The following is a 12,854-nucleotide window of genomic DNA, read 5'->3' on the forward strand; positions in this document are numbered from 1 at the left end:
TTGGCTTCAATTTCTTACCCACAACAAGGCATGATCGGCTGAGTCTTTTTACTCAATGATCGAGCTATTTTCACGCCAATTCACTCAATCCTTGTCAGTATTTCAACACCATCAGTCCTGATGTTTCGATCACGAATTGAAAGCTGACTGTTCAACCTTGCTGAAGTAAAAATGAAAACAACACCCACGAAGCAGGTCTCTGCATGACCACAACTCTCACCCGTCCGGCGGACGGTGACGGCAGTGTTCAGGTCCATCAGGACCCAGGGACAAAAATTGAGGAGGGAGCTCTTGTCATTGCCGTCTATGGCAAAGGCGGCATCGGCAAATCCACTACCTCTTCCAACCTGTCTGCCGCGTTTTCAAAACTAGGCAAACGCGTGCTCCAGATTGGCTGTGACCCTAAGCACGACAGCACATTCACCCTCACCCACAAAATGGTGCCAACGGTAATTGACATTCTCGAGGAGGTGGACTTTCACAGCGAAGAGCTCCGCCCCGAGGACTTCATGTTCACCGGATACAACGGTGTGAAGTGCGTGGAAAGCGGAGGACCACCTGCCGGAACCGGGTGCGGCGGCTATGTCACCGGCCAAACCGTGAAGCTGCTGAAGGAGCACCATCTTCTCGAAGACACCGATGTGGTGATCTTTGACGTGCTGGGCGATGTTGTTTGCGGTGGCTTCGCTGCTCCGCTTCAACACGCGAACTATTGCCTGATCGTGACTGCTAACGATTTTGATTCCATCTTCGCGATGAACAGAATCGTGCAGGCGATCCAAGCCAAGGCAAAAAACTACAAGGTTCGCCTCGGAGGAGTGGTAGCCAATCGCTCCGTTGGTACGGACCAAATCGACAAATTCAATGCACGTACGGGCCTACGTACGATGGCTCATTTCCAGGATGTGGACGCTATTCGACGTTCACGCCTGAAGAAATGCACCATTTTCGAGATGGACGAAAACGAGGAAGGGGTGAAAGCCGTTCAAGAGGAATACATTCGATTGGCCAGCAATATGCTGGACAATGTTGAGCCCCTAGAAGCCGTATCCCTGAAAGACAGGGAGATCTTTGACCTTCTCGGTTTCGACTGATCAGAGACCCACGAGTTTCATCGAAAGCTCCCAAACCCGACGGGCGACATCTGGGTTTGTCGCCTTGTCAGACAGTTCTTGACTGAACTGTTTGCCATCTTTCTTTTGACGGTTTCCCCAACTCCAATGCACACCAGATTGGTTGAACTCGGGATTCGCCACCACCATTGCGACCCGTTCACCAGCTAGAGCCTGAGAGACATAACCGCCCGTAATCTTTTTCTGGAACCAAGGGAAGATCACTTGAAATGCTTTTGGGGTGTTTCGAAATAAGGGAGTATCAGCGACACAACCGGGATAAAGAGACGTGCAGCTAATCCCGGTGTCCTCGTGGATCCGTCGATGCAGTTCCTGGGTGGTGATCATGTTGCACAGCTTGCTGTCTTTGTAAGCCTTGCCTGGCTTAAACACCTGTCCACTCGCCATCGAAACCGGATCTTGAAAGCCAGCTTCGAAACCTGAGAGATCACCAAGATCAGCCGGCGCTGGTATTGGGATTTTGCCGCCAAGTTCCTTCGAATTAGCAGTCACAGTGCCAAGAATCACAATCCTTTTCGAGGGATGCTGTGAGGCTTTGATGCGATCGAGCAGCAGCTGAATCAACAAGAAATGACCCAAATGGTTCGTGGCCATCGACAATTCGTAACCCTGCGGCGAACGCTTGGGCTGTTTCAACTTGGGGTCATAGACCGCCGCATTACAAACCAGCGCATCAACCCCATTCGAGAGGTTCTCAACCGCATGACGGACACTCTCTAAATCCCCTAAATCCATCAGGATGTGCTGAAGTCGATCGCGAGGGATACCAAGCTCATCAGCAGCACCAGCAGCTCGCTGAGGGTTGCGATTGGCCGTAATTACAGACCAACCCTGTCGAATCAGGGCATTTGTGGCGTTCAAGCCCACACCAGAGGTTGTTCCCGTAATGAGAACGGTGCCGGGTGTTCCCATCTTGATCAGCCCTTATCTGATTCCAGTCTGACCTTTCAAGCGTTGATGCGAATGCATCGCATAAAGCCAGGAATTCTCTAGCGCCAGATCACGCGAAGACGGTTTGGAGCAATCCACTGATCCTGTTCACCCATCAGGCGATCTCTTCCACCGAGGGTGAACAAACGGTCAAAACGTTGCTGCAGGCCATGAAGCTTGTTGGTCTCAACATCCACAACAGCGGCAAGCTCACCATGGCGGTCTAAGCGCTCCTGGTAAGCCATCGAAAGCCTGACAAGACTGACCGCGCCAAGGCTGATCAGACCAATTTTCACAGCCAGTGCAAGTCCGCTGCAGAGCATGTCTCTGCGATCGCCCTGGTTTTGAATCAGGGCAGCCCGGGTCCCAGCATCGACCTGTGCCCTCGCGGAGCGATCAGATGACCTTGATCGTTGTCGTATTGGCGATGAAGCTGCCTTAGCCATGTCCGCTTGTAACGCAGCGTACAAAGACTGCAAGAGCCCATCGCTCAACCAATACCTGAGTTCACGCCCGATACAAGCTCACACAAAGGCGCACGGCCAACACGCCGGCATGGGCAGCCACCACTAGGGCGATCAAAACTTCAGCTTGAGTAATAGAAGTGACCATGATGGATTGATAACGCTCCACCATTCTTTCTCCTCACCCCCTCTACAAGCCATCATTCGCAAAGGCCTGTCACACCATCATGGATGCCCCAAGTCGTAAGCAACCGGTTGTTATCGATGCCGCTGCCATTCAAACGCTTGATCTCAGGGCGCTGAACCCATGGATGGAACGGCCGCTCATCAACCTTCTCGGCGATGGTGCAGGGTTAGAGCTCCAGTACAACTGGCCACGGGATTCCGATGATCCCAGAGAGCTGAGTGAATGCCCAGAGCCCCGTCTTTGGGCGCTCAGGGCAGATGCCATTTACCCCTGGCTTCCCCTAGTGCTGGAACGCTCTGGCGGAAGCCTGATCCAACATGTCGCGATGGTGGTTCCCCACGACTTCAGTCCAAGTGAAGGGATTCGCTTCGACCCTCAGGCCCTGGAGATCTGGATCACCCACCGGTTCATGCTGCTCGATCACCTGGGACAACACCTTCCTCAATCTCAGCGGGGGAACTTGCTCCAGATGGCGGCCACCATTGGCTATGAGGTGGATGCAGCGTTCTGGACCCTCCTTGATCAACGCTGATGGAGATCACACCGTGGATGGTGATCGGCTTCCTGCTGGCCGCCTATTCGGTGACTGCCAATGATTCGCTACAGACCCTAGGGAGCTACCTATCGTCCAACGAACATCGCACTCCAAAAGGGGTGCAAATGATGTTCGTCTGCACGATGACAGCCATCGTGTTGATGGGGGGCTGGTTCATCAACAACGGGGAGCCGGCATGGGGGCGTCTCACATCATTTCCACAGCCTGCTTGTTTCACCTGGGCCTACCTCATTCCACCTATCGCAGTGCTGGCCCTTACGGCCTGGGGGGCTCCTGTGAGCACCTCCTTTCTTGTGCTCTCAGCATTTGAACCGGGGAACATCGGCACGCTTGTTGAGCGATCTGTCTCGGGGTATCTCCTCGCCCTCAGCCTGGGGCTCGCCGTATGGGGGCTCGGCTTAACGCTGCTCGAGCGCTTGTTCAAGCCAAACCATCAGCCCAGCACCAACATCACCTCCGATTTCAACAGACTCTGGTACGGCCTTCAGTGGTGCTCAACGGGGTGGTTATGGAGCCTATGGCTGGTGCAGGATTTAGCGAACATCTTTATTTTTTTACCGCGAAGTCTTGGATTGATTCCGATGCTGCTTTGCACCGCCGCACTCTGTTTAGGACTGTGCGCATTGGTCGCCTTTGGAGGGGGACCAATTCAGGGCGTACTGCGATCCAAAACCAACACAGCGGACCTGCGCTCAGCCACCATGATCGATCTCATGTTTGCGATCTGTCTGCTGACTCAAACTCAGCTCAGCAACTTTCCCCTGAGTACAACTTGGGTTTTTCTCGGATTGCTAGGCGGCCGAGAGATTGCCCTGGCGTTGAGACAACGATCAGCCGAACACGACGGTTCAACACAAGCTATTGCTCAGCTCAGCAAAAATCTGAGCCAAGACATCTGGAAAGCGGGAGTTGGCCTGATCGTGAGCCTGATGATCGCTGTGGGCATTCAGCCACTGATCGCCCTCACAACCAGCTGAGCACCCACTGAATCAACCGATCAGCGCAAGCTGGAATGCTCTTCGGGCACTATCCAAAGCCAACAGGATCGCTAGCCCACGCAGCATCCAGGCCAGCCGATCAGCCCTCACGTCATCCAAACGCGATGCGCTCCACTGAGCGCCCACTGCAGCCACTCCACCCAGAATCAGGCCCAGCGTGGGTTGCCCTCTCCCTTCAGATAGGAACTGAAGCGACGCCGCCGCGGTGGAACAAGCCACTGCCACCGTGCTGAATCGGATCGCAAGTCGAATCGGCACTGCCAACCCACGCACCATCACGGGCACCATCACGAGCCCGCCACCTAAGCCCAGCATTCCGCCGGCAAATCCTGCCAAACCTCCCACGCCTGTGAGTCCTGGCAGCGAAAACGTCTGATCCTGATCAGACCCCGAATCGTTGGAACGCGACTGAATCGTGCAAGCCAAAAACAAATAAAGAAGAGCTTGCAGCGCTAACAAATGCCAGCCAGCGGCCAAGCGCCCCAAACGACTAAAGATCAATGCCGTCACAAAAGCGGCGATACCAATCGCCAATCCAGCCTGAGCAGGCACAGTTCGCGCGCGAAGGTGCGTGGCCGTGCCGCTGAGGGCCGTCGGCAGAATGGCAAAGGTGCTTGTCGCCAAAGCCTGATGCGGTGTTAATCCCATCCAGAGCAACAAAGGGGCAAAAATCAAACCACCTCCAATTCCCAGCAGTCCGGCCAATCCACCGGCAAGCAGCCCCAGAGGCACCACCAGCAGCCAATCCAAAATCTCCATTCCGGCCATGTCGATTCCTGCATCCTGCCGGTCTGAGTTCGGAACCCTCGGCCGACTGATCCCAGCTGTTGCCGGCCAAGGTCCAGAACATATGGCCTTTGACGCCCTGTTGTTGGAACATTGCCAAAGCACAACCAACCCTGGCCCCGTGCTCCGCTTTTATCTCTGGGAAGGGTCCTGGTTGTCACTCGGGCGCCACCAGACACCGCAGTCCAATCATTGGCTCGATCTGGTCCGAAACGGACGCTTAAACATGGTCCGACGCCCTAGCGGTGGTGGGGCAGTTCTGCATGGCGGTGGCCTCACCTACGCCCTGATCTGGCCGGATCCACCTCGACAGCGACGCGAAGCGTATCGCCGCGTGAACGCCTGGATCTCCTCTGGATTAGCGCGACTCGGCCTTGAGCTTCATTCAGGGGATGATCCTGCCCTCGCTGGAAGCCAAGATTGCTTCGCCAGCGCCACCACGGCGGATCTCGTGGATCGCTCGGGGCATAAACGCATCGGCAGCGCCCAGTTTTGGCAGAGGGGGCACCTTCTGCAGCACGGTGAAATCCCCTTGGCTCCGTCCCAACAGCTTTGGGAAGAGGTCTTTGGAACAGCTCCTCCTTGCTGGCAGTCCACCGCTCCATCTGCTGCCAGTGTTGAAGCAGCTCTTACCGAGGCGATTGCGGAGCTCTGGCCCGGACTCCCCTGGGGCGTGACGCCAATCAGCGGTCGGGAACAGCAGCTCGTAGCGGAACGAGCTGCTGATTATGAGCTCAACGATTCAGCGGTCTCATCCAACAATCCGGAGGCACGCATGGACGTCACCGCCTGGAGCAGCGGTAGGCCAAAGGGATAGTCATTTCGGCGCCTAGCGGCTTCGAGAAGGGGAGCCGGCAATTTGAGGGACAACCCCTTCAAAACCGCTTCGCCCACATCACTGCGATCCAGAGTTCCGGAGGGAAGACCCGCAGCACCGGTCACAAGCAATCGGCCATGTTCACTTTGCTCAAGTGCAAGAACGGCTTTCCAAAGTGGAGCTGACTCTTGAAGAGAAGGGAGTTCAGCTAGCGGTCGCATGTGCTCCCCAACGGTCTGTCGATCCCAGTACTGAACGGAGAGATCCTTGAGTGGCTGATCGGTGACGTATCCAATCCAGCGCCCAGACCGGCAAACAAGCACCCAGTCGGGCAGTGGATCAGTCTCAGACTCAGCTCCCCTCAAACGCATTTGGCTAAGGCTGCGCAAAGTCTGATCAGCTTCCAGCACCCGATAACGCTTGGAGGAAGCAGGGCCTACGTGCAAGTTGATCAAGAGCTGCTGGAGAGCCAGGGTCTGAGATTGGGACCGCGAGGCTCCCATGCCGAACCAACCCAACATCACAAGCCATAGGCCTGTAAATCCACCACCTCGAAGGAAGATATACACCCCGAGCATGATCGCGGTCAGCGAGAGAAGCCGCCCCGTGGCCGTAGCGACCTGAACCCCGCGGCGCTGGCTCCCGGTGAATTGCCACACAAGCGCTTTAAGGATCAAGCCTCCGTCGAGAGGCAGTCCGGGCAAAAGGTTGAACAAAGCCAAGACCAAATTAAGAGCACCAAGCTGACCAACAAGATTGCCCAGCAAGGGATTGGCATGGTTTGCAGCCTGCTGGCTGGCCAAAAGCAAACCAGCCAAGACAAAGCTGACCGCTGGACCAGCCGCGGCGACCCGGAAGGATCCCATCGCCGTGGAACATTCCCGTTCCACGCGAGCAACGCCACCAAGCAAGAAAAGCGTGATGCTGCTCACCTTGACCCCCTCCCTTAGGGCGACAAGCGAATGGCCCAGTTCGTGCATCAGCACCGAAACAAACAGCAAGAGTGCTGTGGACAAGCCCAACAACCAGCTCAGAACAGGGGAGCTAGACGCTTCTGGAAGAGCCGCAGCCTGTTGCTGAAAAGCAAGTGTGAACAACACCAAAATGATGAACCAGCTGGGGTGGACCCGAAGCGGAATGCCGCGAATCCGCATCAGCTGCCAGCCATCGCCCATGGGCTCCTCCGTTGGGCACTGCCGTGGCCCGATCGTCCAATCCTAGAAAGGAACCACTCGAGCTCATCGATCGAATGTCCAACGCGGCTGTCGCTCTGAAAATCTGTGGGCTCACCGATCGCTCTCAAGCCTGTTCCATCGCTGCCATGGGAGTGCAGGCGATCGGCGTGATCGGCGTGGACAAAACCCCCCGTTTCGTCGAGGAGCCGCTACGACGTGCCATCTTCACGGAATTGGAAAAGTTGTATCCGCACGTCGAGCGTGTCTGGGTTGTCGCGGATCCCTGCGACTACGCCATAAAAAGCGCGCTTCAAGCAGAGGGGACACCAACCATCGTTCAACTCCATGGATCGGAAACGCCAGAGCGCTGCCTTCAGCTGAAGCAGCAGCATCCAACGGTGCGCTGGTGGAAAGCCCTGAGACTACGAACGGAACAAGATCTCAGTGATCTCAGCTCTTTTGAACCCCATATCGACGCCCTATTACTCGATGCCTGGAGCCCTGATCAACTTGGTGGAACAGGCCATCGTCTGGACCCAAACTGGTTCACCCACTTGCATGACCAGCTCAAACCAAACACCGTCTGGTGGTTGGCTGGAGGGATCAGCTCCGAATGGGTCCCTGAACTTCTCAGGATTGTGTCGCCCTACGGACTCGACGCCTCAAGCCGTCTTGAAGCGAAACCAGGAGTGAAAGACCTCAACAAAGTTCGCGCCCTTGTTCAAACCGTTCATGACAACGGACCACTTCGGCAATAAGTTGCGATCAATTCAAGCGATTTCCATGGCCTATCGGGCTGCAGCATCTGTATTGCTTCTCTCATGGATCAGTCTTTTACCTGCAGCAACGCAAGCGCAAGGAATGCTTCCAGGGTGTCGCCTCGACGACGGAAGCTTGCAATGCGTGCCTGGGTTAACGGCAGATCCTGAACAACAAATCAACGTTCTCAACAAAAAGATCTCAACAGACGTCCAGATGGAAGGGCGGATCACACAAACCATCGAAGGACTGAAGAAATTTGTCCTGATCGGAGATGCAAGAGAAGGGCAACTCCTTAAAGCCAAATTTGATCTCCAGGCAGATGAGATCAACAGCATTCATATTCACTGGTATCAACGCCAAGGGGATGGGCATTGGAAATTAGTGTCTGATCTCAGCGAAGAAACCTATCGAATTAGCCAAGCTGATCGAGGTGGATCAGTCATGGCCGTGATGGTTGTTGCAACCAGTAATGGAGATGTGAAGCGGGTGAGCAGCAACGTGATTGGTCCGATTCAATAACGCCGATTCCATTGCACTGACCACCGTCAGCTCAGTCTGAGAATCAGGTGCTGAGCATCGCTTCCTGATGCCGCACCAGCTCAAAGAATTCTTGCTTAAGGCTGGGGTCATGACGGAAATCACCACGAACCACTGAATTCACCATGCTGGTTTGCGGTTCCTTTACACCTCTCCACTTCATGCAGTAGTGCTGAGCCTTAATGATGATGCCCAAACCCTGAGGAGCACACAGCCTCTCAATTTCGTCGGCGAGAATCATCACCGCTTCCTCTTGGATATGTGGCCTTGAGAACACCCAATCAGCCACACGGGTGAACTTGGAGAGACCAATCACACGCTCACCAGGCTTGATTCCGATCCAGCAGTTCCCCATGATTGGAACAAGGTGGTGGGAGCAAGCAGAGCGAACGCTTATGGGGCCAACGGTATAAATCTCGTCGAGTTGCTTGACGTTTGGAAAACTCGCAACCTTGGGTTGATGGTTGTAGCGCCCCTTGAACACCTCACGGAGATACATCCGAGCCACACGCTCTGCCGTCTCAGCAGTGTTGTGATCATTGTCGATGTCAATAACCAGGCTGCGCAGAAGCTCCCTGACACGATCAGCAACCTCGAGCTCGAGCTCATCAAGCTCACCGGTTTCGATGAAGGCCGCAACGTTGTCATTCGCAAGGAAAGAAATACCCTGATCAACGAGGCGCTGACGGATTCTCTGAGAAACGGGTTGGACTCCAGCGTTGAGTGAAGTCAAAGTCTCGTTGGAGATGGCAGGAATAGTAGAAGTCATGTCAGGGGTGTTTCAGAAGGCACCAGTAGCTGGCATCAGGGTTAGGTCTTCAACGATTTGCGTGGACGGCTGTTGCGCAAGATGAAGAAGCGTAACAGCAACGTGTTCGGCAGGAAGCATGGCACGCCGGTTGAACGTGCTCTGGACTGTTGGCGAATCCCAAAGTGAGGTATCCACAGCACCGAGGGTGAGCGTGCAGGCGCGGATCCCGTGAGCCCTTTCCTCTTCAGCGAGACAGCGAGTGAAACTGGCTAAGGCTGCCTTCACTGTGCAATAAGCACCCCAATTCGGGAAAGCATTTCGAGCAGCATGACTGCTGATGTTGATCACCAGTCCACCTACAGGGCGCATGGCAGGAACCACAGCAGCGCACATTTGAAACACACTGGTGAGGTTGAGCTGCATCAACCAATTCCAGCGATCCAAGGGCATCTCAAGTAGCCCTCCTGTCCAAGCAGCACCAGCGTTATTGATCAATACAGATGGTGTAAGCCCCTGACTGAGCAATGTTGCCACCCCTGGAGCAATCTCCTCAGGCTTGGTGAGATCAACAGCTCCGTAGACGATGCGTTGACCTGTGGATGCCAATTCAGTGGCAAGAGATTGAAGAGAGGCTTCGCTGCGCGACAAAAGAATGAGATCCCAGCCAGCTTCAGCAAAAGCAAAAGCAGCACTACGACCAATGCCGCGAGATGCTCCGGTAATTAATACAGAGGGCAATGAGCCTCAGCGATCTCAGCAATCCTAAGAAGCTGAATCAGCATTTGTCGAAGTTGGCTCGATGAAGCGGCCCATCGCCCGAAACTTTCGGTAACGCTGATCCCGTAGTTCTTGCGGCGGAAGAGCCAAAAGCTCAGACAGATTGCGTTCGAGGGCTTCCCGCAGCGTTGCTCCCGCCTCAAGGGGAGCCCAATTGTTTCCACCCGACGGTTCCGAAAGCACCTCATCAACCACACCAAGACTGAGTAAGTCTTTGCCAGTGATTCGCAATGCCGCGGCCGCTTCCGGTGCTTTGGCTGCATCACGCCAAAGGATCGAGGCACAGGCCTCTGGACTCGCCACCGTATAAACGCTGTGTTCAAACATCAGCAGCCGGTCAGCAACACCAATTCCAAGTGCACCACCAGATCCGCCTTCGCCAATCACCGTGGCAATAATTGGCACTCTCAAGCGGAACATCTCACGGAGGTTGACGGCGATCGCTTCACCCTGGCCTTGTTCTTCAGCCAGCAAGCCCGCATAAGCACCAGGAGTATCGATAAAAGCAAGAATCGGCAGACCAAAACGATCGGCATGCTCCATTAATCGCAACGCCTTGCGATATCCACCTGGGGTTGCCATCCCAAAGTTACGAGCCACGTTTTCCTTGGTGTCACGCCCCTTTTGATGGCCCAAAAGCACCACTGAGCGATCACCGATGCGACCGAGGCCACCCACCAAAGCCTGATCGTCGCTCCCACGACGATCACCATGGAGCTCAACCCAGTCATCGCAGAACATCTGAATAAAATCCAGAGTGCTCGGACGATGAGGATGGCGAGCAACCTGAATTTTCTGCGCTGGAGTCAGGTTTTGAAAAATCTCCTCGCGTCTGCGAGCCGCAAGGGTTTCTAGCTGAAGCAACTGCTGGCTTACATCAACTTCTGAGTCCCTAGCCAACTGGCGGATCTGCTCAATCTGCTGTTCAAGCTCAATCAGGGGCTTTTCAAACTCGAGCAGGGGGCGACGTGCCATGAAATCCGGATCTGTGAACGTCAGGCAGCGGCAGCCTGAAGCTGCCCCTGAAGGTTGAGAGTGGTGAAACCATGCCGCATCGAGGCAGCACCAATGAAATCCATTTTTTCAAGGGTGATGTTGTTCCTACCCCAGCTGAAGTTGGTATGACAAGCCTCAAACTCCAGAAGAATCGCCTCAGCAAAGCAAGCAAACATCTGGCGCTGGGGCTTCTCCATCTCAGCAATTTCCATCATCGTCCAGCCGATATCTGATGCAAATTCGACAATGCCTCCCTTCAAGACGTGAACGCCACCTTCGCCTGCAACCCGCGAATCAAGATTTTTGGGGTAGCCGCCATCGATCATCAAGCATGGTTTTTGCAAGCGATCCGCATCAATTTCCAACGTGCGGGGCATGCTTGCGACCCAAACCACAACATCAGCCTCTGGGAGCGCTTCATCCAAGCTGAGGATGCGTCCGCCCCCCAGTTCCTCTCGTAGGTCGGTCAGTGGTTGCTGCTGACGAGCGACCATGAGCAGCTCTTTAATTCCGGTCCTCTGGGTTAACCAGCGACAAACAGCACTACCAATGTCTCCCGTCGCTCCCACCACAGCAACTCGAGCCTTACTGAGGTCAATACCAAGCAAAGGAGCATTGATTTCAACCTGTCGACTGATGACCCAAGCCGTATGGGTGTTTCCAGTCGTAAATCGCTCCCACTCCAGCGTGGTGCTGCGAATGGTTTGATGCTTCAGAAGGTTGAAATTCTCAAAAATAATCGAAGTAAAACCGCCCAGAGCGGTGATGTTGATCCCTTTCTTCTGAGCAAGCTCCATGGCGTTCAATACCTTGCGCCTAGCCGTTTTAAAGCGGCTCAGCATCTCTGGCACAAAGCACGAGTCGATATAAGCCCCTTCAATTGTTTTGCCTGTCAGGCTCGTGACTTCCACATGCTCCACCAACTGAGGCGGAGCACTGCACCAAACATCAAGATCACCCTCAGCAATGTGATCGAAACCCAGCTCTAAAGCTTTACGCCTTGCCGCTTCAAAACTGGTGGAATGTCCGATCAGACCAAACATGCGCTGCCGACGGTCGTACTTAAACGTAGGGATCTAAACCACATCAACCGATCAGTCGATGGAGTCAGCACCCACCTAAGCACGGGTCGGGTTCATGGTGAACGTAATGGGGCGAAATTGACGCCCACCATCCCCGACACCATTAGCCGTAACGCAGTTAGATAGCCAGTGCTGCTGCCGCCATGCGAGCAATATCGCGGGAGCTAAATCCGATCTCATTCAAAGCTTCCTGGTAAGCAATCAAAAAATCTTCGATCAGATCTTCTTTTTCCATATGCAAAACAGAAGCATCAGCAGCAACTTGCTCCAGCATTGAGCGAATGAGCGGAAGATTCACTTTGTTGGCTTCCATCAACTCATCGCGGCTTGCCTCGAAGTTGGCCTTCAGCCACTCTTGGCCGTAGTTGAGGTGGGTGTACTCATCCTTGACGACTCCCTCAGTGATTTTGCGGGCAAAGGGGTCAGCAACAGGGATATAGATGTGATAGGCAGAGATGGCGAAGGCCTCAATCAATAGGGCCTGAATGAGCAGACAGGTGACCACCTTCCCCTCTTTCAGAGCCGATTGGAAATTGCCATGCAAAGGAGCAAAAAACTCATGGGCAAAGGGCATATCAGCCACGACGTCCAGATTTTTTGCGCAGGCGGTGAAGCCCTTCATGTGCTTCATTTCCATCTTCGCCAACTTGGCGAGTTCCTCAGCCTGATCAGGGATCAGCGTTCCAAGTGAGAGGTAATTGTCATGAGCTTCCTGCTCACCTTCGATCACGATGGCGTTGATCCGGCTGTATGCGTCTTTGTAAGCATCCGTCGTGAAATCAGGTAGCTCTGCCAAACCCTGCTGTTCGTCGAGCACAGCGACTGCTGTGGAGTCAAGGGTTGGCATGATTCTCTTCCGGTTATCAGCAATGTTCACGACTGTAACCAGTGTTTTCCTCAACA

Annotated in this window: 16 protein-coding genes; 6 read left to right on the forward strand and 10 right to left on the reverse strand. The window is 54.4% G+C overall.

Annotation, left to right across the window (positions count from 1 at the left end; genetic code table 11):
• Positions 1-203 precede the first annotated feature (203 nt).
• Positions 204-1,094 (forward strand): ferredoxin:protochlorophyllide reductase (ATP-dependent) iron-sulfur ATP-binding protein, encoded by an 891-nt coding sequence (bchL, locus tag SynPROS91_RS08015; RefSeq protein ID WP_186515957.1) that lies wholly within the window; start codon positions 204-206, stop codon positions 1,092-1,094.
• Here bchL and SynPROS91_RS08020 read toward each other — a convergent pair whose 3' ends face one another.
• From SynPROS91_RS08020 to psaM, 3 genes are all read right to left on the reverse strand, one after another.
• A complete protein-coding gene (locus SynPROS91_RS08020; protein WP_186515958.1) occupies positions 1,095-2,045 on the reverse strand; it encodes a protochlorophyllide reductase in 951 nt (316 codons plus the stop codon).
• 77 nt (positions 2,046-2,122) lie between these two features.
• Positions 2,123-2,509 (reverse strand): hypothetical protein, encoded by a 387-nt coding sequence (locus SynPROS91_RS08025; protein ID WP_186519633.1) that lies wholly within the window; start codon positions 2,507-2,509, stop codon positions 2,123-2,125.
• Between the two features lie 61 nt (positions 2,510-2,570).
• A complete protein-coding gene (gene psaM, locus SynPROS91_RS08030) occupies positions 2,571-2,675 on the reverse strand; it encodes a photosystem I reaction center subunit XII (protein ID WP_041427056.1) in 105 nt (34 codons plus the stop codon).
• A 79-nt stretch (positions 2,676-2,754) separates the two neighbouring features.
• Between psaM and SynPROS91_RS08035 the strand changes: the two genes are divergently transcribed.
• Positions 2,755-3,246: a CRR6 family NdhI maturation factor gene (locus tag SynPROS91_RS08035; RefSeq protein WP_186515959.1), complete on the forward strand. Its 492-nt coding sequence runs from the start codon at positions 2,755-2,757 to the stop codon at positions 3,244-3,246.
• Positions 3,246-4,247 (forward strand): hypothetical protein, encoded by a 1,002-nt coding sequence (locus SynPROS91_RS08040; protein ID WP_255439688.1) that lies wholly within the window; start codon positions 3,246-3,248, stop codon positions 4,245-4,247. The genes SynPROS91_RS08035 and SynPROS91_RS08040 overlap by 1 nt, the downstream gene beginning before the upstream one ends.
• A 12-nt stretch (positions 4,248-4,259) precedes the next feature.
• Here the strand turns inward: SynPROS91_RS08040 and SynPROS91_RS08045 are convergent, their stop codons facing one another.
• On the reverse strand, positions 4,260-5,027 hold the full coding sequence (locus tag SynPROS91_RS08045) for a sulfite exporter TauE/SafE family protein (protein ID WP_186515960.1): 768 nt from the start codon (positions 5,025-5,027) through the stop codon (positions 4,260-4,262).
• A gap of 7 nt (positions 5,028-5,034) precedes the next feature.
• On the opposite strand from SynPROS91_RS08045, the gene SynPROS91_RS08050 reads away from it, so the two are divergent.
• A complete protein-coding gene (locus SynPROS91_RS08050; protein ID WP_186515961.1) occupies positions 5,035-5,871 on the forward strand; it encodes a lipoate--protein ligase family protein in 837 nt (278 codons plus the stop codon).
• Here SynPROS91_RS08050 and SynPROS91_RS08055 read toward each other — a convergent pair.
• A complete protein-coding gene (locus tag SynPROS91_RS08055) occupies positions 5,781-7,046 on the reverse strand; it encodes a site-2 protease family protein (protein WP_186515962.1) in 1,266 nt (421 codons plus the stop codon). The two genes, SynPROS91_RS08050 and SynPROS91_RS08055, sit on opposite strands and share 91 nt — an antisense overlap.
• Before the next feature lie 74 nt (positions 7,047-7,120).
• Between SynPROS91_RS08055 and SynPROS91_RS08060 the strand changes: the two genes are divergently transcribed.
• Both SynPROS91_RS08060 and SynPROS91_RS08065 read left to right on the forward strand, forming a co-directional pair.
• Entirely contained in the window at positions 7,121-7,804 is a 684-nt protein-coding gene (locus tag SynPROS91_RS08060) for a phosphoribosylanthranilate isomerase (RefSeq protein WP_186519637.1), read from the forward strand.
• Positions 7,779-8,327: a hypothetical protein gene (locus tag SynPROS91_RS08065; RefSeq protein WP_255439689.1), complete on the forward strand. Its 549-nt coding sequence runs from the start codon at positions 7,779-7,781 to the stop codon at positions 8,325-8,327. Before SynPROS91_RS08060 ends, SynPROS91_RS08065 begins: the two co-directional genes overlap by 26 nt.
• 43 nt (positions 8,328-8,370) lie before the next feature.
• Here the strand turns inward: SynPROS91_RS08065 and folE are convergent, their stop codons facing one another.
• From folE to SynPROS91_RS08090, 5 genes are all read right to left on the reverse strand, one after another.
• On the reverse strand, positions 8,371-9,114 hold the full coding sequence (folE, locus tag SynPROS91_RS08070; protein ID WP_186515963.1) for a GTP cyclohydrolase I: 744 nt from the start codon (positions 9,112-9,114) through the stop codon (positions 8,371-8,373).
• Between the two features lie 12 nt (positions 9,115-9,126).
• The gene (locus tag SynPROS91_RS08075) at positions 9,127-9,834 is read right to left on the reverse strand and encodes an SDR family oxidoreductase (protein ID WP_186515964.1); all 708 of its coding nucleotides are present in this window, start codon (positions 9,832-9,834) and stop codon (positions 9,127-9,129) included.
• A 24-nt stretch (positions 9,835-9,858) separates the two neighbouring features.
• Positions 9,859-10,848, reverse strand: a complete 990-nt coding sequence (locus tag SynPROS91_RS08080) for an acetyl-CoA carboxylase carboxyltransferase subunit alpha (protein ID WP_186515965.1) — start codon at positions 10,846-10,848, stop codon at positions 9,859-9,861.
• Between the two features lie 20 nt (positions 10,849-10,868).
• Positions 10,869-11,912 (reverse strand): long-chain acyl-[acyl-carrier-protein] reductase, encoded by a 1,044-nt coding sequence (locus SynPROS91_RS08085; RefSeq protein ID WP_186515966.1) that lies wholly within the window; start codon positions 11,910-11,912, stop codon positions 10,869-10,871.
• Between the two features lie 157 nt (positions 11,913-12,069).
• On the reverse strand, positions 12,070-12,798 hold the full coding sequence (locus SynPROS91_RS08090) for an aldehyde oxygenase (deformylating) (protein ID WP_186515967.1): 729 nt from the start codon (positions 12,796-12,798) through the stop codon (positions 12,070-12,072).
• Positions 12,799-12,854: the final 56 nt, after the last annotated feature.

This window comes from Synechococcus sp. PROS-9-1 (assembly GCF_014279775.1).
Lineage (GTDB): Bacteria > Cyanobacteriota > Cyanobacteriia > PCC-6307 > Cyanobiaceae > Synechococcus_C.

Excerpts from the sequence above, each read along its gene's own strand:
- bchL (WP_186515957.1), top strand. The coding sequence starts at position 204 with ATGACCACAACTCTCACCCGTCCGGCGGACGGTGACGGCAGTGTTCAG.
- SynPROS91_RS08020 (WP_186515958.1), bottom strand. The coding sequence starts at position 2,045 with ATGGGAACACCCGGCACCGTTCTCATTACGGGAACAACCTCTGGTGTG.
- SynPROS91_RS08025 (WP_186519633.1), bottom strand. The coding sequence starts at position 2,509 with ATGGCTAAGGCAGCTTCATCGCCAATACGACAACGATCAAGGTCATCT.
- psaM (WP_041427056.1), bottom strand. The coding sequence starts at position 2,675 with ATGGTCACTTCTATTACTCAAGCTGAAGTTTTGATCGCCCTAGTGGTG.
- SynPROS91_RS08035 (WP_186515959.1), top strand. The coding sequence starts at position 2,755 with ATGGATGCCCCAAGTCGTAAGCAACCGGTTGTTATCGATGCCGCTGCC.
- SynPROS91_RS08040 (WP_255439688.1), top strand. The coding sequence starts at position 3,246 with ATGGAGATCACACCGTGGATGGTGATCGGCTTCCTGCTGGCCGCCTAT.
- SynPROS91_RS08045 (WP_186515960.1), bottom strand. The coding sequence starts at position 5,027 with ATGGAGATTTTGGATTGGCTGCTGGTGGTGCCTCTGGGGCTGCTTGCC.
- SynPROS91_RS08050 (WP_186515961.1), top strand. The coding sequence starts at position 5,035 with ATGTCGATTCCTGCATCCTGCCGGTCTGAGTTCGGAACCCTCGGCCGA.
- SynPROS91_RS08055 (WP_186515962.1), bottom strand. The coding sequence starts at position 7,046 with ATGGGCGATGGCTGGCAGCTGATGCGGATTCGCGGCATTCCGCTTCGG.
- SynPROS91_RS08060 (WP_186519637.1), top strand. The coding sequence starts at position 7,121 with ATGTCCAACGCGGCTGTCGCTCTGAAAATCTGTGGGCTCACCGATCGC.
- SynPROS91_RS08065 (WP_255439689.1), top strand. The coding sequence starts at position 7,779 with ATGACAACGGACCACTTCGGCAATAAGTTGCGATCAATTCAAGCGATT.
- folE (WP_186515963.1), bottom strand. The coding sequence starts at position 9,114 with ATGACTTCTACTATTCCTGCCATCTCCAACGAGACTTTGACTTCACTC.
- SynPROS91_RS08080 (WP_186515965.1), bottom strand. The coding sequence starts at position 10,848 with ATGGCACGTCGCCCCCTGCTCGAGTTTGAAAAGCCCCTGATTGAGCTT.
- SynPROS91_RS08085 (WP_186515966.1), bottom strand. The coding sequence starts at position 11,912 with ATGTTTGGTCTGATCGGACATTCCACCAGTTTTGAAGCGGCAAGGCGT.
- SynPROS91_RS08090 (WP_186515967.1), bottom strand. The coding sequence starts at position 12,798 with ATGCCAACCCTTGACTCCACAGCAGTCGCTGTGCTCGACGAACAGCAG.